Annotated in this window: 28 protein-coding genes; all 28 read left to right on the top strand. The window is 56.8% G+C overall.

From position 1 onward, the window contains the following. The first annotated feature begins 13 nt into the window (after nucleotides 1-13). The 28 genes from ACFPLB_RS05100 to ACFPLB_RS05235 all read left to right on the top strand — a co-directional run bounded on the left by ACFPLB_RS05100 (nucleotide 14) and on the right by ACFPLB_RS05235 (nucleotide 23,894). The gene (locus ACFPLB_RS05100) at nucleotides 14-1,201 is read left to right on the top strand and encodes a phage portal protein (RefSeq protein ID WP_378228263.1); all 1,188 of its coding nucleotides are present in this window, start codon (nucleotides 14-16) and stop codon (nucleotides 1,199-1,201) included. Continuing rightward, on the top strand, nucleotides 1,198-1,551 hold the full coding sequence (locus ACFPLB_RS05105; RefSeq protein ID WP_378228264.1) for a DUF6107 family protein: 354 nt from the start codon (nucleotides 1,198-1,200) through the stop codon (nucleotides 1,549-1,551). Before ACFPLB_RS05100 ends, ACFPLB_RS05105 begins: the two co-directional genes overlap by 4 nt. After that, nucleotides 1,541-2,143 (top strand): HK97 family phage prohead protease, encoded by a 603-nt coding sequence (locus ACFPLB_RS05110; protein WP_378228265.1) that lies wholly within the window; start codon nucleotides 1,541-1,543, stop codon nucleotides 2,141-2,143. The genes ACFPLB_RS05105 and ACFPLB_RS05110 overlap by 11 nt, the downstream gene beginning before the upstream one ends. Then, complete coding sequence (locus ACFPLB_RS05115; protein WP_378228266.1) at nucleotides 2,140-3,396, top strand: phage major capsid protein; 1,257 nt, start codon at nucleotides 2,140-2,142, stop codon at nucleotides 3,394-3,396. The genes ACFPLB_RS05110 and ACFPLB_RS05115 overlap by 4 nt, the downstream gene beginning before the upstream one ends. Before the next feature lie 88 nt (nucleotides 3,397-3,484). After that, nucleotides 3,485-4,054, top strand: coding sequence for a head-tail connector protein (locus ACFPLB_RS05120; RefSeq protein ID WP_378228267.1), 570 nt, complete (start codon nucleotides 3,485-3,487; stop codon nucleotides 4,052-4,054). After that, nucleotides 4,054-4,389 carry a phage head closure protein gene (locus ACFPLB_RS05125; RefSeq protein ID WP_378228268.1) on the top strand — a complete coding sequence of 112 codons (336 nt, stop codon included), beginning with the start codon at nucleotides 4,054-4,056 and terminating at the stop codon, nucleotides 4,387-4,389. Before ACFPLB_RS05120 ends, ACFPLB_RS05125 begins: the two co-directional genes overlap by 1 nt. A 2-nt stretch (nucleotides 4,390-4,391) precedes the next feature. Next, nucleotides 4,392-4,541 carry a hypothetical protein gene (locus ACFPLB_RS05130; RefSeq protein WP_378228270.1) on the top strand — a complete coding sequence of 50 codons (150 nt, stop codon included), beginning with the start codon at nucleotides 4,392-4,394 and terminating at the stop codon, nucleotides 4,539-4,541. After that, nucleotides 4,522-4,929 carry a DUF3168 domain-containing protein gene (locus ACFPLB_RS05135; protein ID WP_378228271.1) on the top strand — a complete coding sequence of 136 codons (408 nt, stop codon included), beginning with the start codon at nucleotides 4,522-4,524 and terminating at the stop codon, nucleotides 4,927-4,929. The genes ACFPLB_RS05130 and ACFPLB_RS05135 overlap by 20 nt, the downstream gene beginning before the upstream one ends. 35 nt (nucleotides 4,930-4,964) lie before the next feature. Then, nucleotides 4,965-5,381 (top strand): phage major tail protein, TP901-1 family, encoded by a 417-nt coding sequence (locus tag ACFPLB_RS05140; RefSeq protein WP_378228272.1) that lies wholly within the window; start codon nucleotides 4,965-4,967, stop codon nucleotides 5,379-5,381. After that, the gene (locus ACFPLB_RS05145; protein WP_378228273.1) at nucleotides 5,378-5,719 is read left to right on the top strand and encodes a gene transfer agent family protein; all 342 of its coding nucleotides are present in this window, start codon (nucleotides 5,378-5,380) and stop codon (nucleotides 5,717-5,719) included. Before ACFPLB_RS05140 ends, ACFPLB_RS05145 begins: the two co-directional genes overlap by 4 nt. After that, the gene (locus tag ACFPLB_RS05150) at nucleotides 5,716-5,949 is read left to right on the top strand and encodes a rcc01693 family protein (RefSeq protein WP_378228275.1); all 234 of its coding nucleotides are present in this window, start codon (nucleotides 5,716-5,718) and stop codon (nucleotides 5,947-5,949) included. Before ACFPLB_RS05145 ends, ACFPLB_RS05150 begins: the two co-directional genes overlap by 4 nt. Nucleotides 5,950-5,964: 15 nt before the next feature. Continuing rightward, entirely contained in the window at nucleotides 5,965-6,531 is a 567-nt protein-coding gene (locus tag ACFPLB_RS05155; protein ID WP_378228276.1) for a phage tail tape measure protein, read from the top strand. Between the two features lie 8 nt (nucleotides 6,532-6,539). Beyond that, entirely contained in the window at nucleotides 6,540-7,187 is a 648-nt protein-coding gene (locus ACFPLB_RS05160; RefSeq protein WP_378228277.1) for a phage distal tail protein, Rcc01695 family, read from the top strand. After that, nucleotides 7,184-8,074: a DUF2163 domain-containing protein gene (locus ACFPLB_RS05165; protein WP_378228278.1), complete on the top strand. Its 891-nt coding sequence runs from the start codon at nucleotides 7,184-7,186 to the stop codon at nucleotides 8,072-8,074. The genes ACFPLB_RS05160 and ACFPLB_RS05165 overlap by 4 nt, the downstream gene beginning before the upstream one ends. Next, nucleotides 8,071-8,499 (top strand): NlpC/P60 family protein, encoded by a 429-nt coding sequence (locus tag ACFPLB_RS05170; protein WP_378228279.1) that lies wholly within the window; start codon nucleotides 8,071-8,073, stop codon nucleotides 8,497-8,499. Before ACFPLB_RS05165 ends, ACFPLB_RS05170 begins: the two co-directional genes overlap by 4 nt. A gap of 31 nt (nucleotides 8,500-8,530) precedes the next feature. Further along, entirely contained in the window at nucleotides 8,531-12,421 is a 3,891-nt protein-coding gene (locus ACFPLB_RS05175; RefSeq protein ID WP_378228281.1) for a baseplate multidomain protein megatron, read from the top strand. Between the two features lie 31 nt (nucleotides 12,422-12,452). Continuing rightward, the gene (locus tag ACFPLB_RS05180; protein ID WP_378228283.1) at nucleotides 12,453-12,659 is read left to right on the top strand and encodes a hypothetical protein; all 207 of its coding nucleotides are present in this window, start codon (nucleotides 12,453-12,455) and stop codon (nucleotides 12,657-12,659) included. Between the two features lie 87 nt (nucleotides 12,660-12,746). Then, on the top strand, nucleotides 12,747-12,998 hold the full coding sequence (locus tag ACFPLB_RS05185) for a hypothetical protein (RefSeq protein WP_378228285.1): 252 nt from the start codon (nucleotides 12,747-12,749) through the stop codon (nucleotides 12,996-12,998). Between the two features lie 56 nt (nucleotides 12,999-13,054). Further along, entirely contained in the window at nucleotides 13,055-13,720 is a 666-nt protein-coding gene (locus ACFPLB_RS05190) for a response regulator transcription factor (RefSeq protein WP_378228286.1), read from the top strand. Between the two features lie 71 nt (nucleotides 13,721-13,791). Beyond that, on the top strand, nucleotides 13,792-15,168 hold the full coding sequence (locus ACFPLB_RS05195; RefSeq protein WP_378228287.1) for an ATP-binding protein: 1,377 nt from the start codon (nucleotides 13,792-13,794) through the stop codon (nucleotides 15,166-15,168). Between the two features lie 61 nt (nucleotides 15,169-15,229). Continuing rightward, nucleotides 15,230-15,640: a hypothetical protein gene (locus ACFPLB_RS05200; protein ID WP_378228288.1), complete on the top strand. Its 411-nt coding sequence runs from the start codon at nucleotides 15,230-15,232 to the stop codon at nucleotides 15,638-15,640. 209 nt (nucleotides 15,641-15,849) lie between these two features. Then, nucleotides 15,850-16,998 (top strand): c-type cytochrome biogenesis protein CcmI, encoded by a 1,149-nt coding sequence (gene ccmI / locus ACFPLB_RS05205; protein ID WP_378228289.1) that lies wholly within the window; start codon nucleotides 15,850-15,852, stop codon nucleotides 16,996-16,998. Then, nucleotides 16,995-17,432: a cytochrome c maturation protein CcmE gene (gene ccmE / locus ACFPLB_RS05210; RefSeq protein ID WP_378228290.1), complete on the top strand. Its 438-nt coding sequence runs from the start codon at nucleotides 16,995-16,997 to the stop codon at nucleotides 17,430-17,432. Before ccmI ends, ccmE begins: the two co-directional genes overlap by 4 nt. Nucleotides 17,433-17,441: 9 nt before the next feature. Beyond that, a complete protein-coding gene (locus ACFPLB_RS05215; RefSeq protein WP_378228291.1) occupies nucleotides 17,442-19,433 on the top strand; it encodes a heme lyase CcmF/NrfE family subunit in 1,992 nt (663 codons plus the stop codon). Next, nucleotides 19,430-19,903: a cytochrome c-type biogenesis protein gene (locus ACFPLB_RS05220; RefSeq protein ID WP_378228292.1), complete on the top strand. Its 474-nt coding sequence runs from the start codon at nucleotides 19,430-19,432 to the stop codon at nucleotides 19,901-19,903. Before ACFPLB_RS05215 ends, ACFPLB_RS05220 begins: the two co-directional genes overlap by 4 nt. A 236-nt stretch (nucleotides 19,904-20,139) precedes the next feature. Beyond that, entirely contained in the window at nucleotides 20,140-21,669 is a 1,530-nt protein-coding gene (locus tag ACFPLB_RS05225) for a Do family serine endopeptidase (RefSeq protein WP_378228293.1), read from the top strand. Nucleotides 21,670-21,758: 89 nt separating this feature from the next. Then, nucleotides 21,759-22,433, top strand: a complete 675-nt coding sequence (locus tag ACFPLB_RS05230) for a response regulator transcription factor (RefSeq protein WP_378228294.1) — start codon at nucleotides 21,759-21,761, stop codon at nucleotides 22,431-22,433. A gap of 6 nt (nucleotides 22,434-22,439) precedes the next feature. Beyond that, entirely contained in the window at nucleotides 22,440-23,894 is a 1,455-nt protein-coding gene (locus ACFPLB_RS05235; protein WP_378228295.1) for a sensor histidine kinase, read from the top strand. Nucleotides 23,895-23,896: the final 2 nt, after the last annotated feature.

Below are 23,896 nucleotides of genomic sequence, written 5' to 3' on the forward strand. Positions count from 1 at the left end.
GACAGGATTTGCAATGGCTTGGAAATGGCCCTGGTCCCGAAATACGGGCAATGGTGGTGCCCGTCTTGAAACCAAGGAAGCTGCTGGCACTGGTTTCATCGCATTTCATGCGCAAGGCGAGGCAAGCTGGACCCGGCGCGATTATGCAACATTGGCTCGTGAAGGTTTTATGCGCAATCCGATTGTGCATCGGGCCGTGCGGCTGATTGCTGAGGCGGCTGCAAATATTCCCTGGCTGCTTTATGAGGGTAGTCGCGAAATTGAAACCCATCCACTGCTTGATCTTCTGGAGCGGCCAAACCAGCGGCAGGCGGGGGCTACTTTTCTAGAGGTGCTTTACGGACATCTGCTTTTATCCGGCAATGGCTATGTCGAACTGGTCGAGGCAGCAATAGAGGCGCGTGAACTGTATCTTTTGCGCCCCGACCGGGTGCGTGTGGCAACCGATACGAGCGGATGGCCGGTGGCGCTTGACCATCGGGAAGGGGCGCAAAAGCGGCGGATCATGCTTGATGCGGGCGCTGCAATTCATCTGTCGCTGTTTCATCCGCTGGAAGATCATTACGGATTTCCGCCACTGGAAGCAGCGCTCATGGCGCTTGATACGCATAATGCTGCCGGGCGCTGGAACAAGGCGCTGCTTGATAATTCGGCGCGACCATCCGGTGCGCTGGTTTATGCCCCTAAAGAGGGCGGCAATCTCACCGACGAGCAGTTTGACCGGCTGAAAGCTGAACTGGAGCATGGCTATTCAGGTGCGACACGGGCCGGGCGGCCGCTTTTGCTGGAAGGCGGCCTTGACTGGAAGGCGATGGGGCTGACGCCGCGCGACATGGATTTTGTCGAGGCCAAACATTCGGCCAGCCGTGACATTGCGCTGGCATTTGGCGTGCCGCCCATGCTGCTGGGGATTCCCGGCGACAATACCTATGCCAATTATCAGGAAGCCAATCGGGCCTTTTATCGGCTGACAGTTCTGCCGCTGGTGGCGCGCACTGCCCGCGACCTTTCGGCCTGGCTGGGACCCGTGTTCGGGACGGGTTTGAGGCTCTGGTACGACGCCGACCGGATCGAGGGACTGGCGCGTGACCGGGACGGGCTGTGGGCGCGTCTGGAGGCTGCTTCCTTCTTGAGTGAAGATGAAAAGCGCGAGGCTGTGGGTTATCAGCCGCGCCATGTCGATGAAGGAGACGTGCCATGACTGACATGTCGCAAGGTAATTGGCTGTGGGCGGCCAAAGGCATGGGGGCCATTGCCGGATCGGCGGCCTCGCTCGTCTATATTCTGCCGCAAGGACGGCGCGAGGCGGCATCACGCTTCATTGTGGGGGTGATGTGCGGCGTCGTTTTTGGCGGCACGGTTGGCCTCAAGGTTGCAAATGATCTCGGCATTGAAGAGCGCCTCGGCTCTTTTGAAATGGTGCTGATGGGTTCGGCTCTGGCCAGCCTTTGCGCCTGGTGGGCGCTGGGTTTTGTGTTGAAGCTTTTGGAGCAATACGGATCGGAGCAGTTGCGCCGTATGAAAAAAGGCGAAAATGAGCATGACAACTGATCCTGCCCGAAAACAGCTTGAGCGCAAATTTGCCGATCTTGCCGTGGACAGGGTGGAGGCCGACGGCCATTTTTGCGGCTATGCCAGCCTGTTTGGCATTGTCGATCTGGGCAAGGATGTGGTGGAGCCGGGAGCTTTTTCCAGATCGCTCAGGCAGCGCAAGATTTCCGGCATCCGCATGCTTTACCAGCATAATGCAGAACAGCCCATCGGCATCTGGACTGAAATCCGCGAGGACCGGCGCGGCCTGTTTGTGCGCGGTCAACTGACACCGGGTGTGCAGCGCGCCACTGAGGTTCTGGCGCTGTTGCGCAGCGGTGCGCTGGACGGGCTTTCCATTGGCTTCAAGGCGCAACGCACCCGACGCAATGTAACCCGTGGCATTCGCCATATCATCGAAGCCGATCTGTGGGAAATCTCGGTCGTGACCTTTCCCATGCAGCCTGCTGCCCGCATCGCTTCTGTCAAGGCGCGGCCGCAGCAAAAGCCTGCCGGCCCAAAAACTGGTGGCAAAGACACGGGGCTGCAGCAGCTTGCCGCAGAAATTTACCATGCCATTCACATCATCAACCCGAAAGGACGTTCTTTATGAGTGCATCGCAATCTGTTCAGCCGCTTGAGACCAAGACCATGAGTGGCGACCATCTGGATCTGAAGGACGCCTTTGGCGAGTTCATGTCCACCTTCGAGGCTTTCAGGCAAAGCAATGATGAAAAACTTGCCGAAATGGAAAGCCGTCTTGGTGCGGATGTGTTGACCACCGAAAAGGTGGAACGCATCTCACAGGCGCTCGACGAGCAAAAACGCACAATCGACCAATTGTCCCTGAAGCGGGCGCGGCCGGTTCTGGACCGCGAGCAGCAGATGCTGCCCAGTGAACACAAGCAGGCTTTTGACGCTTATATGCGTAGCGGCGATGACCGCCATTTGCGCGCATTGGATACCAAGGCCATGTCTTATGGGTCGGGTCCGGATGGTGGCTATCTGGTGCCGCCGGAAACGGAAACTGAAATTGGCAAGCGCCTGGCTGCCTTGTCGCCAATTCGCGCCATTGCTTCGGTGCGGCAGGTGTCGTCTGCCGTGTTGAAAAAGCCTTTTTCAATCAATGGTCCAGCCGTTGGCTGGGTGGCGGAGACGGCCGCGCGCACACAGACCAATACCGCGACTTTGGCTGAATTGCAGTTTCCGACCATGGAGCTTTACGCCATGCCAGCGGCAACCGCGACGCTGCTGGAAGATACGATTGTTGATCTTGACCAGTGGATTTCATCTGAGGTGGAAGCAGCTTTTGCCGAGCAGGAAGGGGCAGCCTTTGTTTCAGGAAATGGCATCAATCAGCCCAAAGGGTTTCTCGATTATGCGACTGTCGATGAGAGCGCCTGGGCCTGGGGGTCCATTGGCTACAAGGCAACCGGTGTGGCCGGTGATTTTCCCGCTAATGATGAATCCGATATCTTGATTGATACGGTCTATGCGTTGAAGGCCGGTTATCGCCAGAATGCGCATTGGGTGATGAACCGCAAGACGCAAGCGGCAATCCGCAAGCTCAAGGATAGTGACGGCAATTATATCTGGCAGCCGCCGGCAGGCCCCGGCCAAAGCGCCATGCTGATGGGGTTTGCACTGGTTGAAGCCGAGGATATGCCTGACATTGGCACCGACAAGACGCCGATTGCCTTTGGCGATTTTTCCCGTGGCTATCTGGTGGTTGATCGTGCGGGTGTGCGTGTGCTGCGCGATCCCTATTCGGCCAAGCCCTATGTGCTGTTTTACACCACCAAGCGTGTGGGCGGCGGCGTACAGGATTTTGACGCCATCAAACTGATCAAATTCGGTACGGACTGAGGCTTGTTCAAAGCTGTTCAGACCTGCTGATGCGGCCCCGGTTTCCTCCACCAGGGCCGCTTTTTTATCTCTAGTAAAAGGCGATTGCATGACGCTGATAAAAACCGTGGAGCCTTCCATCGAACCGGTGACGCTGGCGCAGGCAAAGGCGCATTTGCGCCTTGATCATTCCAGCGAGGATGATCTGCTTTCGGGCCTTGTTCGCGCAGCACGCGAGGAGGTGGAACGGGCAACCGGCATGGCTCTTGTCGAGCAAGGCTGGCGCCTGGTTCTGGATACATGGCCGCGCAATCATGTGGTCATGATCCCGTTGCATCCGGTGCGTGAAATTGTGTCGGTCACCGTCTATGGACCCGATGGTGAGGCATCACTGGTCAATCCGGCCAGCTATCAAGGCGATATTGTTTCACGCCCGGCCCGTATCCGGTTTGCTACAGCACCTGTGGCCTTGCGGGGCATGAATGGTGTCGAGATTGATTTTGTTGCCGGTTTTGGTGAGGTGGGTACTGATGTTCCTGACCTGTTGCAGCGTGCAATCCTGCTGCTTGTCGCGCATTGGTATGAGTTTCGCACAGCTTTTGGACCTAAAGACCAGCCGGTGGATTATCCGGGCGGATATGACCGGTTGATTGCGCCGTTTCGGTCAAGGAGGCTTTGATGATGGTCTCCTTTCTCAATCCGGGTGTATTGCGCACGGAAATGGCGTTGGAAAAGCCTGAAGCCATACCGGATGGCATGGGTGGATTTTCTGAACACTGGACTGAAATTGCGACCATCTTTGCGCGTATCGAGCCTTTGGCGGCTGAAAGCCGATTTGGGGCTGACAAACAGATGGAGGCGGTGACGCATCGCATCACGCTGCGCAAGCGCCAGACCATTGAAAGCAATATGCGCTTTCGGCGTGGCAGCCGTGTTTTCCAGATTGTGACCTTGCACGACCCCGATGAGAGCGGGCGCTATCTGGTCTGCCGGACCAGAGAGGGGGAGCCATGAAGATGAGCATTGCCTTGACGGTTGACGCGCTGGTGCGCGCGCTGCGCTGGAAGGCCCATGAACTGGCTGAAAAAGCTGAGATGAACTCGTCTGAACTGGGCGATGGAGCAAGGCAGGCAAGGGAGGGGAACAATGACAGCCGCCTGCGCTGATGTGCAAAAAGCAATGTTTGAGGTGTTGAGCGGCAATGCAGCACTTGTCGCCTTGCTGGGCGGGCCGCGCATTTTCGACCGTGCGCCCACCGATGCGGCTTTCCCTTATGTGACCTTTGGCCGGACAAGCGTGTTTGACTGGAGCACCTCGACCGAAAACGGGCTTGAGCATCTGATTACGCTCCATGTTTGGTCCAAGGCCAGGGGCCGAAAGGAAAATCTTGCCATCCTTGATGCGGTGCGGGCCGCATTGGCGGCATCGCTGGTGCTTGAAGAGCAGCATCTGGTGAATTTTCATTTCGTTTCTGCCGAAGTGAGTTTCAACGACGATATTTTTATTCACCACGGCATCTTGCGGCTGCGCGCCGTTACCGAAAGCGCAGTCTGAATTTTTTCATTTTATGTACAATCAGGGAGACCGATATGGTCGCACAGAAGGGCAGGGACCTTCTTCTCAAGATCGATTCTGACGGGCTGGGGGCTTTTGTTACCGTTGCCGGTCTGCGCACCAAGCGCATTGCCTTCAACAGTGAAAGCGTTGATGTGACCGATGCAGATTCAAGTGGACGCTGGCGTGAATTGCTGGCCGGAAGCGGTGTGCAGCGGGCGGCTGTCAGCGGTTCGGGCATTTTTAAGGATGCACAGTCCGATGCGCTGATGCGCCAGTGCTTTTTTGCCGGTGACATTGTGGACTGGCAGCTTGGCATTCCTGATTTTGGCATCATTTCAGGCCCGTTCCAGATCACATTGCTTGAATATACCGGTGCTCATGATGGTGAAATCACCTTCGAGATGGCGCTGGAATCGGCGGGACCGGTCAGCTTTGTGGTGGCGCCATGAGCGCCAATCGCAGACGTGGTGAGATTGCTGCGGAACTGGATGGAAAGTCTTTTCGATTGTGCTTGACATTGGGAGCACTGGCTGAACTGGAAGCGGCCTTTGCCGCGGAGGATCTGGGCAGGCTGGTGGAGCGCTTTGCCAGCGGCAGGCTTTCGGCGCTCGATATGATGCGCATCATTGGCGCAGGGTTGCGCGGTGCGGGCGAAGCAATCAGCGATGAGGATGTCGGGCGCATGAGTGTGGCAGGCGGTGTGGCGGGATTTGCCGCCATTGTGAGTGATCTTTTGACCACCACATTTGGCGGCGCTGCACAGGAAGATGACGCGCCGCGCCCTTGAACGCCGCAGCGGCTGTGCCAGCTTCTTCTGAAGGAAAAGCCTTTCCCTGGGATGAGGTGATGGCAACCGGCCTTGGCCTGCTGCGGCTGTCTCCAAAAGAGTTCTGGGCCATGACCCCGATCGAATTTGAGCGGGCATCACGGCCTTTTTCGCAACGACGACAGGCAGCGCCTGCGCGCGCCGATCTGGCCGGGTTGATGCGCGCTTTCCCCGATCAAAAAGTGCTCTAACACAGGATGAGGTTGATGATGGCGGAAGAAGTCAATGTGGCTATCCGGGCCGATATTGCGCCATTTCAGGCAGCACTTGCCAATCTGGAAAAGCTGTCTGACGGCTTTGGCGCCAATCTGGCCGGGGCCATGAAACAGGCCGTGGTGGGTGGCAAGGAACTGGATGATGTGCTGCGCAAACTGGCGCTCAACCTTGCCGGCATGGCGCTTTCACAAGGTTTGAAACCGCTGCAGACACTGGCTGGCTCGCTGTTTTCCGGACTTCTGGGCGGACTGGGCGGGGCGCTGCCCTTTGCCAAGGGTGGAGTGGTGCCTTTTGCCTCTGGCGGGGTGGTGTCGTCGCCCACCTATTTCCCGATAGGTGGGCAGATCGGCCTGATGGGCGAGGCGGGCAGCGAGGCCATTTTACCGCTGCGGCGCGGGTCTGATGGCAGTCTTGGGGTTGCAGCCGGTGGGGCCAGTGCGCCGGTCAATGTGATTTTTAATGTGAGCGCCCAGGACGCTGCCTCTTTTCGCAAGTCTGAAGCGCAGATCACCGGCATGCTGGCACGGGCCGTGTCACGCGGCAGCCGGACTTTTTGAGGTGCTGCATGTCTGAATTGGCAAGTTTTCATGATGTGCTGTTTCCGCTTCATGTCTCGTTTGGAGCAACGGGCGGGCCGCAGCGCCGCAATGAAATTGTGGCGCTGACTTCGGGGCGCGAAAAACGCAATGCGCGCTTTGCCCATTCACGCCGCCATTATGATGCGGGCACCGGGCTGCGTTCGCTGGACGATCTGCATGAGGTGCTGAGTTTTTTTGAGGCGCGCCGCGGTTCGCTCCACGCATTTCGTTTTCGTGATCCTTTCGACATGAAATCCTGTGCGCCACAAGCACAAGTGACGGCCTTTGACCAGGTGCTGGGAACCGGGGATGGCGTCAGGCAGCGCTTTGCACTGATCAAAACCTATGGTGATGGGGCCGATGCCTATCGGCGGCTTATCGAAAAACCAGTGCCGGGCACAATGCAGCTTGCCGTGGGCGGGATAGAAAATCCGATAGAAAATTTCAGCTTTGATGCTGAAACCGGGGAGATTGTGTTTGCACCCGACAAGGTGCCGACAACCGGGCAGGTGGTGACGGCAGGCTATGAGTTCGATGTGCCGGTGCGCTTTGATACCGAGCAATTATCGCTGAGCTTGCGAGCCTTCAAGGCCGGGCAAATTCCATCCATTCCCCTGATCGAGGTGCAGCCATGAGCGCTTATCCTGCCCAATTGCTTGACCATTTCGGGCAGGCTGTGACCAGCATTTGCCATTGCTGGCGGCTGGAACGTCGCGACGGGGCCATATTTGGCTTCACCGATCATGATTGCAAGCTGCAAGTTGACGGCATGGTGTTTGAGCCGCAGACCGGCTTGAGCGCCAGTGAAGCGCGGCAATCTCTGGGGCTTTCGGTTGATACGGTCGATGTCGAAGGCGCATTGTCATCAGATCATATTCGCGATGAGGATATTGCCGCTGGACTTTATGATGGCGCAACTGTCGAGACATTTCTGGTCAACTGGCGCAAGCCGGAACATTTTGCACGGATCAGAAAAGCCACTATCGGCAAGATTACCCGTTCGGATGGTCGCTTTGTTGCCGAACTGGAAAGCCTGCTGCACCAGTTGGACAAGCCTAATGGGCGCTATGTAACCCGCAAATGCGATGCAGAACTGGGCGATGGGCGCTGTGGTGTCAATCTTGAGCAGCCGGCCTTTAACGGGGCGGGGCTGGTTGAGGCTGTTGAAGGCCCGGATGTGATGCGGGTGTCGGGTCTGGGGGGCATCGAGGCAGGCTGGTTTTCATTTGGCGTGCTGACATGGATAAGCGGCGCGCGGGCCGGGCAGGCTGTGCGGGTCATCGATCATCGTATTGAGGGTGCGTCTTCCATACTGACGCTGGAAACTGCGACCGGGCCTGATGTGGGGGCAGGTGATGGATTTTCTATTGTGGCTGGTTGCGACCATTCCTTTGCGACATGCAAGGCCAAATTTGCCAATGGTCTGAATTTTCGCGGCTTTCCTCATCTGCCTGGCAATGATGTGGCTTATGCCTATGTTGCCGATGGTGGCGTCTTTGACGGCGGGCCGGTGGTGCCATGACGCCTGCCGATGTGGTGGGCGAGGCGCTGACATGGATGGGTACTCCGTACCGGCATCAGGCAAGTGCAAAGGGCCTTGGCTGTGATTGCCTTGGGCTGATTTGCGGCGTTTGGCGCGCTCTTTACCAATATGAATTGCCTGCACCGCATGATTATGCGCCTGACTGGAATTGCGATGGGGGCGGGGAAAGACTGCTTGCCGGTGTCAGGCAGCATTTCAGGCCCTGTAGCGCGGAAGCGCCTCTTCATGGCCGGTTGCTGGTATTTCGCTGGCGACCGCATTGGCCCGCCCGGCATATGGGCATTGGCGTGAACGACGATCATTTTATTCATGCCTATGAAGGCGGTGGCGGGGTTGTGACCTCTTTTCTGGTTCCGCAATGGCGCCGACGCATTGCCGGGATTTTTGCTTTTCCAAATATTTAGGGCAACCCCCTAAACAAAGCCGGAGCGTTTCATGGCGACCATTCTGCTACAGGCAGCCGGGGCTTATCTTGGCGGCTTTCTGGGGACATTTGGCGGGGCAATCGGCTCTGCAGTCGGGGCAATGGCGGGCTATGTGCTCGACCGGGGCCTGATCAACGGCACTCAGCGCATCGAGGGGCCGCGCCTTGCCAGTGCACGCCCCTTCAGCGCCGAGGAAGGCGCTTCCATTCCGCGCCTGTACGGTACGGCCAGGCTGGGGGGGACGCTGATTTGGGCCACGCGCTTTGAGGAGCGTCGCTCCACCCGCCGACAAGGCAAGATGGGGCCAAAAGTTACCGAATACTCCTATTTTGCCAATGCCGCCTTTTTACTGTGTGAAGGTGAGATTGGCGGCGTGAGGCGCATCTGGGCGGATGGCCGTGAGATCGACCGGGAGACACTGGAACTGCGGGTTCACACCGGCAGCGAAATACAGCCGCCGGACCCGCTGATTGAGGCAAGACAAAAGGCGGGCAATACACCAGCCTATCGAGGATCTGCCTATGTCGTGATCGAGCGGATGGATTTGACCCCTTTTGGAAATCGCATCCCGCAATTGCAGTTTGAGGTGATAAAACCGGTTGGCGCGCTGCACAAAAGCGTACAGGCCGTGGCCTTGATCCCTGGAGCTACCGAATATGGGCTTTCGACACGACCGGTGACAAATCGCCGCCGCGCCGGTGAACAGACTTATCTGAACCGCAATATGCTGTTTGCCGGTACTGATATTGCAGCCTCCCTGGATGAATTGCAGCAGACCTGCCCGAACCTGAAACATGTTGCGCTTGTGGTGGCGTGGTTTGGCGATGATTTGCGGGCCGGGCAGTGCAAGCTCAGGCCGATGACGACCACAAGGCAGGATGGTTTTTCTGTCAACTGGCAGGTGTCGGGGCTTTTGCGGCAGACGGCTGCGGTTGTTTCAACCCATGACGGGGGACCAGCCTATGGCGGCACGCCCTCGGACCGCAGCGTCATGGAGGCAATTGCCGAGATCAGGGCACGCGGGCTGAAGGTGACGCTCAATCCCTTCATCATGATGGATGTGCCAACTGACAACACGCTTGCCGATCCTTATGGGGACACAAAGCAGGCCGCCTATCCATGGCGCGGGCGTATAAGCTGTTATCCCGGCCCTTTGCAGCCTGAAACGGCTGATTGCACCGCTTTGTCGCGGGCGCAGGTGGCAGCGTTTTGTGGCTCGGCACAAGCCAACCAGTTTTCTCGTTCGGGAAACACCATTTCCTTCAGCGGTGGAGCCGATTGGGGTTATCGGCGTTTCATTCTTCAATATGCGCATCTGGCCGTGGCGGCAGGCGGGGTCGATGCGTTTTTGCTGGGTAGCGAATTGCGCGGCCTGACGACACTTCGCGACCAGACCAACGCCTTTCCCTTTGTCGAGCAACTGGCCACATTGGCAGAGGATGTGCGCGCTGTGATCGGGCCGCAGACGCAGATGACTTATGCAGCCGACTGGAGTGAATATTTCGGGCATCATCCTGCCGATGGCTCGGGGGATGTGTTTTTTCACCTTGATCCCTTATGGGCGCATCCTGCCATCGATGCGGTAGGGATCGACAATTACATGCCGCTTTCCGATTGGCGCGATGCCGATTATGCAGGCGGCAACCCGGATGGTTTTGCAGGTCCCTATGATATGCACGGTCTTCGTGCCGGTATTGCTTCCGGGGAGGGATTTGACTGGTATTATCCAGATAATACCGCACGAATTGACCGTGCACGCGAAGAAATCCATGATGGCGCATATGCCAGGCCATGGGTATTTCGCTACAAGGATATTTTATCCTGGTGGGCAAATTTTCATTATGATCGGCCCGGTGGTGTTGAAAACTCAACGCCAACGGCATGGATACCAGAAAGCAAACCGGTCTGGTTTACGGAACTGGGTTGTCCGGCCGTGGACAAGGGACCAAACCAGCCAAACGCATTTCCTGACCCGAAATCTGCCGAAAGCTCGACGCCTTATTTTTCCAATGAAGGGCGTTCTGATCTGGCGCAGAGCCGTTTTCTGGAAGCGCATTTGTCTTACTGGTCGCCGGGAGGGGCTGGTTTTCAAAGTGCAAAAAATCCGCTGTCACCGATTTATAGTGAACGCATGGTTGATCCTGAAAGGATTTACCTGTGGGCATGGGATGCGCGTCCTTTTCCGGCTTTCCCGCAGCGTGTCGATCTTTGGTCTGATGGCAAGCATTGGAGCCGCGGCCATTGGCTGAACGGACGTTTAAGCAATCCTGATATTGGGGCGCTGGTTGCGGCAATTCTTGAAGATCATGGCTATGGGGATGCTGTTATTGGCGAGGCTGGCGGCAGTGTGAGCGGCTATGTCATTGCTGACCCGACAACGGCGCGTGCCGCACTTGAACCGCTGGCTGATCTGTTTGATTTAAGTGCCTGTGAGGTGGGCGCAAAACTGATCATTGAGCAGGCGGGCGCAGGCAAAAACCCTCCTTTCATGGTGGATGAACTCATTGTTGAGGATGGGGTGGCTGTTATGGAGACGGTTCGCAACCCCGATCATGAACTGCCTGCTGAGGCGTTGCTCAGTTTTGTCGACCCGGCCAATGATTATCAGGTGGCAACGGTCAGGCGTACCCGCGATGGTGTGCAAGGCAGCAGACAGCAGATGATTTATTTTCCCGGCGTGATCGAGGCCGGGCAAGCGGGTGCTCTGCTTGACGATTGGCTAAGGCGCATATGGCATCAGCGCGAAACCACCTCTTTTGCCATTGCTCAACCCAATGCCGATATTTTGCCGGGCGCGATTGTGCAACTGCCCTCTTCAGGGGCTTCATCCAGTTATATTGTCACCAATATTGAAGATGGTGTGACACGAAGGGTGGAGGCGCGCCAGATACAGGTAGCCATTCCTGCTCCCTGGCGTGAGGCGGTTCTGCCGGGCAGCCTGCCCGCTCCCATTCTTGCCGGGTCGCCGCATGTTCTGTTCCTCGATTTGCCAGCAGCCCTTGGTGGAAGTGCTGAAACAGAGCAGTTTCGTATCGCCGCCTGGCAAAAGCCATGGCGCAGCCAGACGGTGTTTGCCTCACCTGAAAGCGAGGGGTTTGTCTATCGGCAGGCTATTTCCCGGCCTGCGGTGCTGGGGCATTTGCTGGAGCCGTTGCCTGCAGGGGTTGAGGGGCGGCTGACGCAAGGCGCCGACATCATGGTTGAACTGTTTGATGCCGATGCACAAAGTGTGAGCCTGCTTCAGATGCTCAATGGCGCCAATGTGGCGGCGGTTCGCTCGGCAACGGGGGCATGGGAAATTTTGCAGTTCAGGCAGGCTGATGAGGTGACAGCGCAAAAATGGCGTCTGTCGCATCTGCTGCGGGGGCAGTCGGGCACTACGGATGCGATGCTGGCGGGGGCACCGGCCGAAGCTGATTTTGTTCTGCTTGATGAGGCGGTGGTTCCGGCCGGGCTGCAAACGGCTGAAATCGGGCTTGAGTTGAACTGGCAGGTCGGCCCGGCTGCCATGGAGATTTCCGACCTGCATTTTGTGACGGAAAAACACCGCGGCGGATTGCGGGCACAAATGCCGCTTTCACCCGTCCACCTGAAAGCAAAGCGCAGGGCAGATGATGTGCATTTGTCGTGGATCCGTCGCAGCCGACTGGATGCCGATAGCTGGGAAATGCCGGAAATTCCGCTGGGAGAATCTCATGAGGAATATCAGGTCACGATTGCCATTCCTGACGGTGATGTGGTGCGCACACAGGTGGTGAACACGCAAGGCTGGCTGTATCCGCAGTCACTCATTGTCGAAGATTTTGGCGTGATGCCATCAATGCTTGATCTGACAGTGCAGCAATTTGGTGGGCCAACCGGATGGGGCCTGGCGCGAACCTCACGCCTGACCATCATTTGAAATAACAAGTCATGAGCAAAAGGAGCCAGTGATGATTGCAATAAAACCCTGGTATTTTTCCCGAACCATCTGGGCGTCATTGATCACCGTTTTGACCGGTGCGGCCGGATTAAGCGGTCTGCCGGTGGAGGCTGGTGATGGCGGCCTGATAACCGATACGGTTTTGCAAGGGGTTAGTGCCGTTTCCGGACTGATTGCTATTTTTGGCAGGTTGTCCGCCAAGGATCGAATAGGATAAGATTAATCCCGGCAAGCCTGTGGGGGACATATCCAATGCGTTCAATATTCATTTCACGTTCAGCTATGGCAGGTTAGAGCGGTGAGTATGGAAAAACTTGGAAACATGATCCGCCTGACAATGTTTGCGCTGTGCGCCAGCGCGGTATTTGCCGCGCCGGTTGCGGCAGCAGATTGTTACTCGGTCGGGCAACGGGTTGCTGCGCAAAATGGCGGCACGCTGGCCAAGGCTTCCGAAGCCAACCGGGGCGGGCAGGCCGTATGCGTGATTGTCGTGCTGGTTCCCGGAAAAGGCGGGGAGCGGCCCCGGCGAACCGAAATCGTGGTGCCCAAGGGCTGATTTTATGTCTCATTTCAATGGAATGAAGATGTATTTCATAGAGCAGGAACAGTTTCATGCGTGTGCTCGTCGTTGAGGATGACAAGGATCTCAACAGGCAGATTTGTGATGCCCTGATTGATGCCGGCTATGTGGTCGACAAGGCCTATGACGGGGAGGAAGGCCATTATCTGGGCGATACCGAACCTTATGATGCCGTGATTCTGGATATCGGCCTGCCGCAAATGGATGGCATCAGCGTGGTGGAGCACTGGCGCCGGGACGGGCGCAAAATGCCGGTTCTGATGCTGACCGCCCGCGATCGCTGGAGTGACAAGGTTGCCGGCATCGATGCAGGTGCCGATGATTATGTGGCCAAGCCGTTTCACATTGAAGAGGTTTTGGCGCGGCTGCGCGCTCTTATCCGCCGGGCTGCCGGTCATGCTTCGGCCGAACTTGTTTGCGGGCCGTTGCGTCTGGATACAAAAACCTCGAAGGTGGATGTCAATAATGTTCTGCTGAAACTGACGTCACTTGAGTTTCGCCTGCTGGCCTATCTCATGCACCATATGGACAAGGTCGTTTCCCGAACCGAACTCGTGGAACATCTTTATGATCAGGATTTTGATCGTGATTCCAATACAATTGAAGTGTTTGTCGGACGGTTGCGCAAGAAGATCGGCATCGATCTGATCGAAACCGTGCGCGGCATGGGCTATCGTATCCGTGAGCCGGAGGCTTGAACTCGCAAAAGCTGCATACATATTCCGCATCAAAGCCAAAACCCGCCAGATGGTTTGGCAGAATCGCGCAGATGCGGCTCTGGCCCCGCTCGCTGACATTCCGGGTTATTGCGCTGTCGAGCATCTGGGCCATATTGGCGCTGATTGTTGTCTTTACGCTCATCACCACTTTGTATCGGCAGGCCAGTGAACGGGGTTTCGACAGCCTGCTTTCAGCACATCTTTTCAATCTGATCAGTTCGGTTGGCATTTCAGCCGATGGCCGGATGATGGGAACGCCTGATCTTGGTGATTTGCGCTTTTCCGAACCGCGCTCCGGCTGGTACTGGTCTGTGGAACCTGTCTCGGAAGGTTTGAGCGGAGAGTTGCATTCTTCCTCCATGACAGATCCCATTCCATCGCCGCATCCTGATGAAGTGCCTTTTAATGTCGAATTCCAGCGCAGCTATCTTGCTGATGGCTTGGGCGGAGAACAAATCGCGGTTTTTGAAAGCGAGTTTGTGCTGGGCACGGGAAACCAGATTGCCCGCTTTCGGGTGATGGGCAATGAAAGCGAACTGGAAAGCGAAATCTCTGTCTTCCAGCGCAGCCTGCTTATTTATCTGTCCATCTTCGGTTTTGGCATGATCGCCATCAATGCCATTGCCATTTTATATGGGCTAAAACCGTTGCGGCGTGTGCGCGATGCGCTGGCGATGGTGCGTGAAGGGACTGCGCAACGGCTGGATGGGCGCTTTCCTGCCGAAATCCAACCGCTGGCCAATGAAACCAATACATTGATTGAAAACAATCGCCGTATCGTGGAGCGGTCCCGCACACAGGTGGGCAATCTGGCCCATTCGCTCAAGACGCCGCTGGCGGTTCTGATAAATGAAGGGCATGCCCTTGGCGGCGCAAAAGGCAGGCTGATTACCGAGCAGGCGTCTTCCATGCAGCAGCAGGTGGAGCATTATCTGCAACGGGCGCGTGTTGCCGCACAGCGTGACAGCGTTGTTTACCGCACATCGGTCAACCCCCTGATCGAGCGCCTGGTGCGGGTGGTTGGCAAATTGAACCCGAACACTCAATTGTCGCTGAGCTTGCCGTCAGACAGTATTGTCTTTGCCGGTGAGCGCGCGGATCTGGAAGAGTTGCTCGGCAATTTGCTTGAAAATGCGATGAAATGGGCGCGTAGTCAGGTTTTTGTGTCGCTGGTGTTGGCGCCAGCCATAGAGGGGCAGCCGGACAGTTTTGAAATCCATATTGAAGATGATGGTCCCGGTATTCCGCCAGACAAGGCGCGTGAGGCGCTCAGGCGTGGCCAGCGTCTGGATGAAAGCAAGCCCGGAACCGGACTTGGGCTGGCAATTGTGACGGATCTGGTCAATGAATATGGTGGGTGGCTGGGTCTGGAGCAGAGCAGGTTTGGCGGATTGAAAGCCACTGTCCGGTTGCGAAGGATCGAATGAGCCGTCTTGAATTTTCACAGATTGACTATGTGGGCAATAGCTCTCGCATACAGGTGACAAAATGAACATTCGTCTGGTTCTGGTGGCCTTGCCCTTGGTGTTGGCCGGTTGCGGCACGACTGGTTTTGGCAAAGGAGCGGCCGGGGGCGCGAATGTGCCTGCAACAGCCATTTCCGCCATGGGCGGCGGTCTTGTCAGCGGTTCGGTCGGGGCAGGGCTGTCGGCCAGCGAAAAGCGCAGTGCGCTGGAAGCTGAATACAAGGCGCTTGAATATACGCCAGGTGGCCAGCCGGTGATCTGGAGAGGCGGCCAGTCTGGTCGCTATGGCGAAGTTGTTGCGGCCCAGCCCTATCGTGTCGGCTCGCAGGATTGCCGCCAATATAAACACACAGTCTATGCGGGCGGGGCAGGCACGAGTGCGCGTGGCACCGCCTGTCGCAATGCAGATGGCAGTTGGTCGCCACTGACCTGATTTTTTAGAGCATCGGACCAAAAAGTGGAATCGGTTTTGGATAATTCCGATGCTTATTCAAAGAGTTAGAGCGTCCTTTGTGCGTCCGACAGGACGCGCGGCGCTCTAATTCAGGCGTGAGGGGCTGTTTTTATCATTTTCATGAAGCCGCCAAAGGGTCGCAGCCTCTTCAGGTTGGCAGCGCAGGGCGCTAAGGCTATTTAGGCATCATGTTGTTCTGGATGATTGCCGCTGTCTTGACACTGGGTGCGAGCCTGGCAGTTTTGCTGCCACTTGCGGCGCAGCCCGTATCTGGAATTTCCGATGCAGATCATGATCTGGAAGTTTACCGTGATCAGCTTGACGAACTGGAGCGTGACCTTGCCCGCGGGCTGATCCAGCAGGCTGAGGCCGAGCAGGCGCGTGCTGAAATCGGACGGCGTATTTTGCGCCTTTCAGCCAGCAGACAAGAACAGGACAAGAAACAGCGCCCTTTCAGTCTGCGGCTCGTGTCCGTGACAGCTGTTTTGGCCGTGCCGCTGATCAGTTGGGGCGTTTATGCCCGCCTTGGCTCGCCTGATATTCCCTCACAGCCACTTCAGGAACGTCTTGCGCGCAATCTGGTTGATAATACGGTTGATGAACTGATTGCACGGGCCGAAACACATCTGGCTGCCAATCCTTCCGATGGGCGTGGCTGGGAGGTTCTTGCTCCCATCTATATGCGGATGCAGCGCTTTGATGATGCCGCACAAGCCTATGGCAAGGCCATTGAATTTTCTGGTTCGGATGCACAGCGGCAGTCGGCTCTGGGCGAGGCGCTGGCCAGTGCTTCTGGCGGCCAAATTACCGGGCAGGCGCGCGCCGCTTTCGAGGCGGCCTTGAAGCATGATCCGGCAAACCCCAAAGCACAATTTTTTCTGGCCATGGCCTTGGCTCAGGAAGGACGCATGGCAGAAGCCATTGCCGGCTGGACGCAAATACGCGATGCTGCTGTGGAAGGTTCGCCATGGCGCAATGCTGCCGAACGGGCGCTGGCGCAGGCGGAGCAAGTGGCCGGGCAAGTGGTCGGGCAAGTCAATGAACGTGGTCCCGGGCAGGCAGAGGTTGAGGCGGCTGCCGCTCTTTCCGGTGAGGACCGTGCCGAGATGATTTCCGGCATGGTGGAACGACTGGACGAGCGCTTGCGTGAAAACCCGGCTGACGGGGAAGGCTGGAAGCAGCTTGTGCGTTCCTATCTGGTGCTGGGCGATGAGCATAGAGCGCGTGATGCGCTCAGCCGCGGCGTTGAAGCTCTGGGAGCCGATTCGGAACCGGCCCGTTCGCTCATTGCCTTTGCGGCCTCGAATGGTCTTGAAATGATGGAGCAGGTTCAATGACCCGCAAACAGAAACGGCTGGCGGTCATTTTGGGCGGACTGGTTTTTCTGAGCGCCGCAACAGCGCTGACTTTTGTGGCGCTGGGCCAGAAGGCGTCATATTTTTATATGCCCGGCGATCTGGTGACGGCTGATGTGAAGCCCGGTCAGCGCATTCGCCTCGGCGGCATCGTTGAAAAAGGCTCTATCCTTCATAGTCAGGACGCTTCGGTCACCTTTGGCGTAACCGATGTCGGGGAGACGGTGAAGGTTACCTACAAAGGCATTTTGCCGGACCTGTTTCGTGAAGAGCAAGGCGTGATCACTGAAGGGGCCTTTACCCCCGATGGCGGCTTTGTTGCCGATAGTGTTCTGGCCAAGCATGATGAAAATTACATGCCACGAGAAGTCGCGGAGGGCCTGAAGGAAAAGGGCCTTTGGCAACATTATGAATAGGCGCTTCTGATGGTTGAGATCGGACATTTCGCTCTCGTTCTGGCGCTGGCTCTGGGGCTGGTGCAGATGACGGTGCCGCTGATTGGCGCCCGTCTTGGCGACGAACGCATGATGGCGGTGGCAGGGCCGGTCACGCTGGCCGGTTTTGCCTTTACCACCTTGTCCTTCGCCATCTTGACCCTGGCCTATGTCCAGTCGGATTTTTCACTTCAAAATGTCTGGGAAAACTCGCATTCATTAAAGCCGATGCTCTACAAGATCACCGGAGTCTGGGGCAATCATGAAGGCTCCATGCTTTTATGGGTGCTGATCCTTGTCTTTTTTGGCGCACTTGTGGCCTTGTTTGGCAAAAATCTGCCCGGAACACTCAAAGCCAATGTTCTGGCTGTTCAAGGGGCGGTCGGGGTTGCCTTCTTCCTGTTTATCCTCCTCACCTCCAACCCGTTCACACGCCTTATCCCGGCTCCGATAGAAGGCAGGGACCTCAATCCGATTCTTCAGGATATTGGGCTCGCCATTCATCCGCCGCTGCTTTATCTGGGCTATGTCGGCTTTTCCATTTCCTTTGCCTTTTCGGTTGCGGCCCTGATCGAGGGGCGCATTGATGCAGCTTGGGCGCGCTGGGTGCGGCCATGGACGCTGGTGGCATGGGTGTTTTTAACCGGCGGCATCGCGATGGGCTCTTACTGGGCCTATTATGAACTGGGCTGGGGCGGCTTCTGGTTTTGGGACCCGGTTGAAAACGCTTCCTTCATGCCGTGGCTGGCAGGCACTGCGCTGCTGCATTCGGCCATTGTCATGGAAAAGCGTGCTGCACTGAAAATCTGGACGCTGCTTCTGGCGATCCTGACATTTTCGCTGTCGCTGCTTGGCACCTTCCTTGTGCGCTCCGGCGTGCTCACCTCCGTTCATGCCTTTGCCACCGACCCGTCGCGAGGGCTTTTTATCCTCTGCATTCTGATACTGTTTATTGGCGGTTCGCTCAGCCTGTTTGCCCTGCGCGCCTCTTCGCTTACCCAAGGTGGGCTTTTCCAGCCGATTTCACGGGAAGGCGCGCTTGTTCTCAACAATCTGTTTTTAACGACGGCAACCGCCACGGTTTTTATCGGCACGCTCTATCCGCTGCTGGTCGAGGCGATTTCCGGTGACAAGATTTCTGTTGGTCCGCCCTTCTTCAATCTCACCTTCATTCCGCTGGTGGCGCCGCTGCTTCTTCTGGTTCCCTTTGGCCCGCTGCTGGCCTGGAAACGGGGCGATGTACAGGCGGCAGCCCAACGGCTGATATTTGCCTTTGGTGCGGCAATTCTTGCTGTTCTGGTCACCATGTTCCTGGTTGATGGATCATCTGCACTTGCCGCTTTCGGTGTCGGGCTTGCCGTCTGGCTGGTGCTGGGCGCATTGACGGATCTGGCGGTCAAGGCCGGGCTTGGCAAGGTAGCGCTTTTGGTTGCATGGCGGCGCTTTATCGGTCTGCCGCGTTCGGTGTTTGGCACTGCACTGGCGCATCTTGGCCTTGGGCTGACTGTGCTGGGACTGGTGGGAGCTGCCTGTTTCGGTTCAGAAAGCGTGTTGACGATGCAGCCGCGGCAGATCACTGAAATTGCTGGCAAGCAGGTGCGCTTTGATACGATGGAGCCGGTTCAGGGGTCAAATTATCATGATGAGCGCGCGCATTTTTCGCTGCTTGGCCCGGCTGCTGAAGTCAGGCATGAAATCTGGTCGTCGCGCCGCTTTTATCCGGCACGCCAGACAAATACGACCGAGGCAGGTATTGTCACGCTCGGTTTCAGCCAGCTTTACATTTCCATTGGCGAGACAACACAAAGCGGGTTGATTGTGCGGCTGTGGTGGAAGCCGCTGGTCATTTTGATCTGGGGCGGTGGTCTTGTGATGATGGCCGGGGGAACGCTGTCGTTGCTTGACCGGCGCTTGCGCATTGGCGCGCCCGCGAAGAAGGCAACAAAAAAAGGCACGATAAAACCAGCGGTGAAGCCTGCATGATCCGCTGTTTTTCCTTTTTGGCGTTGTTTTGTGTGGCCCTGCTGGCTGCGCTGCCCGTGCAGGCGCTGACACCGGGTGAGATTCTCGATGATCCGGTTCTGGAGCAGCGTGCACGCGGTATTTCTGCGGGCCTGCGCTGTCTGGTCTGCCAAAATCAATCCATTGACGATTCGGATGCCGATCTGGCGCGTGATTTGCGTGTATTGGTGCGTGAGCGCATCGAAGCAGGCGACACCGATGCGCAGGTGATTGATTTTGTCGTGTCACGCTATGGCGAATTCGTGTTGCTCAAGCCGCGCCTGACTGCACAGACCCTTCTGCTTTGGAGCGCACCTTTGCTGCTGCTTTTGGCAGGTGGGGCTTTTGTTTTTCTGTCGGCACGACGCAAGCCCCTGATTGAAAATTCAGGGCTGACGGATGAAGAGCGTGCGGCTCTGGATGAAATGCTGAAACGTAACCAGTCGTCTTAAAGCGGGTCGCTTTTCTTTCAGATTCACGTGACCCGCTTTAAGCTTTTGTTTTTGCGCATGTCTTTATCTCGAAACTGGTTTCCAGTTCGAGAGACAGGCTTTAGAACACTTTGGGATCAGGCTCTTGAAACATTAACAAAGTTTCATTCCCCGGAAAGAGCGCTGTAAGGTCAGGCACCCTATCTGTGCATGAGATGATGTCCCATAAACATCCAATGCAAGAAGGACCATGAGTGATGACCCGTAATTCAAAAACCATTTCCAGCCGGAGCCGCAGGCTCACCGTGGCCGCTGCTTCGCTCGCCATTGCAGGCGCCACCGGCCTTGCTGCGGTGACGGCTACCATTGAGCCTGTGCTGGCTGAAGCTGTTCGTGTTGAAGCCCCGCAGGTTCCCAGCTTTGCCGATGTGGTGTCGAGCGTATCGCCTGCTGTTGTCAGTGTTCGCGTCAAGGCCAGCCCTGAGCGAACTGCCGATCGAGGCTCCGCCTTTGGCCTGCCCGATGAAGGCTTTGGCAATCTTCCCCCAAACCACCCCATGCGCCGTTTCTTTCGCGAATTTCGCGGATTTGGTGATGGCAAGAACCAGCCGCGCGCTGAGCGCCGCGGTCCGGCCAAGCCGCGCCCTGTTTCGCAAGGTTCAGGCTTCTTCATCTCCGCAGATGGCTATCTGGTGACCAACAACCATGTTGTCGATCGGGGATCGGAATTTACCATTGTCACCAATGACGGCACCGAACTGGACGCCAGGCTGGTGGGCAAGGATGAGCGCACCGATCTGGCCGTTCTGAAAGTCGATAGCGATCTTGAGTTTACCTATGTCGATTTTGCCGAAGACGCAAAAATCCGTGTCGGTGACTGGGTGGTGGCTGTAGGCAATCCCTTCGGCCTTGGCGGCACGGTGACGGCCGGTATCATTTCGGCGCGTGGCCGTGATATTGGTGCAGGCCCTTATGATGACTTTATCCAGATCGATGCAGCCGTAAACCGCGGCAATTCGGGTGGTCCGGCCTTTGACCTCAGCGGTCAGGTGGTTGGCATCAATACGGCTATCTTCTCGCCCTCGGGCGGCAATGTCGGCATTGCCTTTGCCATTCCCTCCTCCACCGCCAAGCAGGTGGTTGAAGGGCTGATCAAGGATGGCTCGGTCGCACGTGGCTGGCTTGGTGTGGAAATTCAGCCTGTGACCAGGGATATTGCTGAATCGCTTGGCTTGAAATTTGACAAGGGTGCAATTGTCGCCAATGCGCAGGATGACAGCCCTGCCACCAAGGCCGGTATTGTCTCAGGCGATGTGATTACGCAGGTTGATGGCCATGACATTGCCTCCTCCCGCGATCTGGCGCGCATCATTGCTGCTTATGCACCAGACACACAGGTAGACATAACGGTGTGGCGCGATGGCAAGTCGCAAGACATCAATGTGAAACTTGGCAAATTGCCGGGCGATCAGACGCAGGCCGCAGCCAGCCCTGGTGCTTCCACCCCTTCAACGGACACACTGGGCGATCTTGGTTTGACTGTGACCACGGCTGATGATGGCAAGGGTCTGGTCGTGACCGGGGTTGATCCCGACAGCGATGCCGCAGATCGCGGAGTCATGACCGGCGATGTCATCGTTGCGGTAAATTCGGAGATGATTGCAAGTGTCGAGGATGTCTCCAAAGCGATAGATGCGGCTGCCAAGGCGGGGCGTAAATCGGTTCTGCTCCAGATCAGCCGCGATTCCAACAATCGCTTTGTCGCCTTGCCCATAGATCGAGGCTGACCTGAATATGCCGGCTGCTGTTTTTGTTCCATGCTTGATCGTAACAGTGGCTGGCATTCCTGTTTGATAGAATCATCTATGGTCGGACCATGAAAATTCTCATCATTGAAGATGACCGCGAAGCAGCGGACTATCTGGAGAAAGCCTTTTCCGAGGCTGGCCACACGGCACATATGGCTGGTGATGGTGAAACCGGCTTTGCGCTGGCCGATTCTGGCGATTACGACGTCATGGTCGTGGACCGGATGCTGCCGCGCCGCGATGGTCTTTCTGTCATTGCCAATCTGCGCTCACGTGGCAACACCACGCCGGTGCTGATCCTGTCAGCACTGGGTGAGGTTGATGACCGGGTAACGGGCCTGCGTGCCGGTGGTGATGATTACCTGACCAAGCCTTATGCGTTTTCCGAGCTTCTGGCCCGTGTCGAAGTGCTGAACCGGCGCAGCGGCAGCCGTGAAAGTGAAACCATTTATCGGGTTGGCGATCTTGAGCTTGATCGCCTGTCTCATTCGGTCAAGCGCGCCAATCAGGAAATCATCCTGCAGCCGCGTGAATTTCGTTTGCTTGAATATCTCATGCGTCATGCCGGTCAGGTTGTGACCCGCACCATGCTTTTGGAAAATGTCTGGGATTATCATTTTGATCCGCAGACCAATGTGATTGACGTGCATGTCTCGCGCCTGCGCGGCAAGATCGAAAAGGGGTTTGGCCAGCCTATTTTGCATACAGTGCGCGGCGCTGGCTACATGCTCAAACATGGCTGACATCTGATGGCGTTCGCTTTGCCTGCGATCATGAAAACAACGGCGGCGCGGCTTTCGGCGCTGTATCTTTTGTTGTTTGCGCTTTGTGCTGTCCTGCTGGTCTTTTACGTGACGTCGCTATCGGTGCGGATGCTGGCCGTGCAGACGCAAGAAACTGTCAATGAAGAGGTGATGAGCCTTGGTCGCGCCTATCAGCGCGGAGGCTTGCCTTCATTGGTGCGGGTGCTGGAACAGCGCTCACGCCAGCCGGGCGCCAATCTTTATCTGCTGGCTGACGCCAATGGCCAAATCCTGTCTGGCAATGTGCAGAGCCTTGAACCGGGTGTTCTGGAAACAGAAGGCTGGACGATGCGGCCGTTTTATTATCGCCGCTATGGGGAAAGCGAAGCGGAGCGGCCACAGGCTGAAGCCGGGCAGGCTGAAGTGCAACAAAATGGACAGAAAAATCGCCATGATGCGCTGGCCCTGGTTTTACGGCTGCCCAATCAGATGATTTTGCTGGTCGGGCGCGATCTGGGTGAGCCGCAGCGGTTTCGCGATGTGGTCAATCGCTCGCTGGTGCTGGCGCTTGGCATGATGGGGCTGGGCGGTATCATCATCTGGTTTTTTGTCGGCCGCTCGGCCCTGAAGCGGATTGACGCGATTTCAGCCGCCAGCCGCCGCATCATGGGCGGCGATCTTTCCGGCCGCCTGCCCACAACCGGCGCTGGCGATGAGTTTGACCGCCTGTCACAAAACCTCAATGCCATGCTGGCGCGCATTGATACGCTCAATGAGGGGCTCAAACAGGTTTCAGACAATATTGCCCATGACCTGAAAACCCCGCTCACCCGTATTCGCAACAGGGCCGAGGCGACACTGGCCGAGAACCAGAAAACGCCTGATTATCGTGCAGCGCTTGAGGCCACGATTGCCGAATCCGATCAGCTCATCAAAACCTTTAGTGCGATTTTGATGATCTCCCGGCTGGAGGCTGGCTATTCATCTGAAAATATGGCGCGTGTTGATCTGGCTGAGGCGGTGCGCGATGTTGTCGAGCTTTATGAGCCGCTTGCCGAAGACAGTGGTGTTGTACTGGAGGCACAGGCCGCACAATCGCTGACGATCAATGGTAATCGTGAACTGATCGGGCAGGCCCTTTCCAATATTGTCGATAACGCCATCAAATATTCGGCTGATTCCAGCAGCCAGCCGCGTGTTCATGTCAAGCTGGAACGGAAGGGTTCGGAAGCCTGTCTGTCGGTGACCGATAATGGTCATGGCATTCCCGACGCGCAGGATCGCGCCCGCGCAACAGAGCGTTTTGTGCGGCTGGAAAAAAGCCGTTCACAGCCCGGTTCCGGCCTTGGCCTTAGTCTGGCCGGTGCGGTGATGAAATTTCATGGCGGCAGACTTGATCTTTTGCCCGAAAATCCCGGATTATCTGTAGTGATGGTGTTTCCCGGAAAAAACAGGTCCTGACC

Origin of the sequence: Aquamicrobium segne, from assembly GCF_042656785.1 — a bacterium.
In the GTDB taxonomy this organism is placed as follows: domain Bacteria; phylum Pseudomonadota; class Alphaproteobacteria; order Rhizobiales; family Rhizobiaceae; genus Mesorhizobium; species Mesorhizobium segne.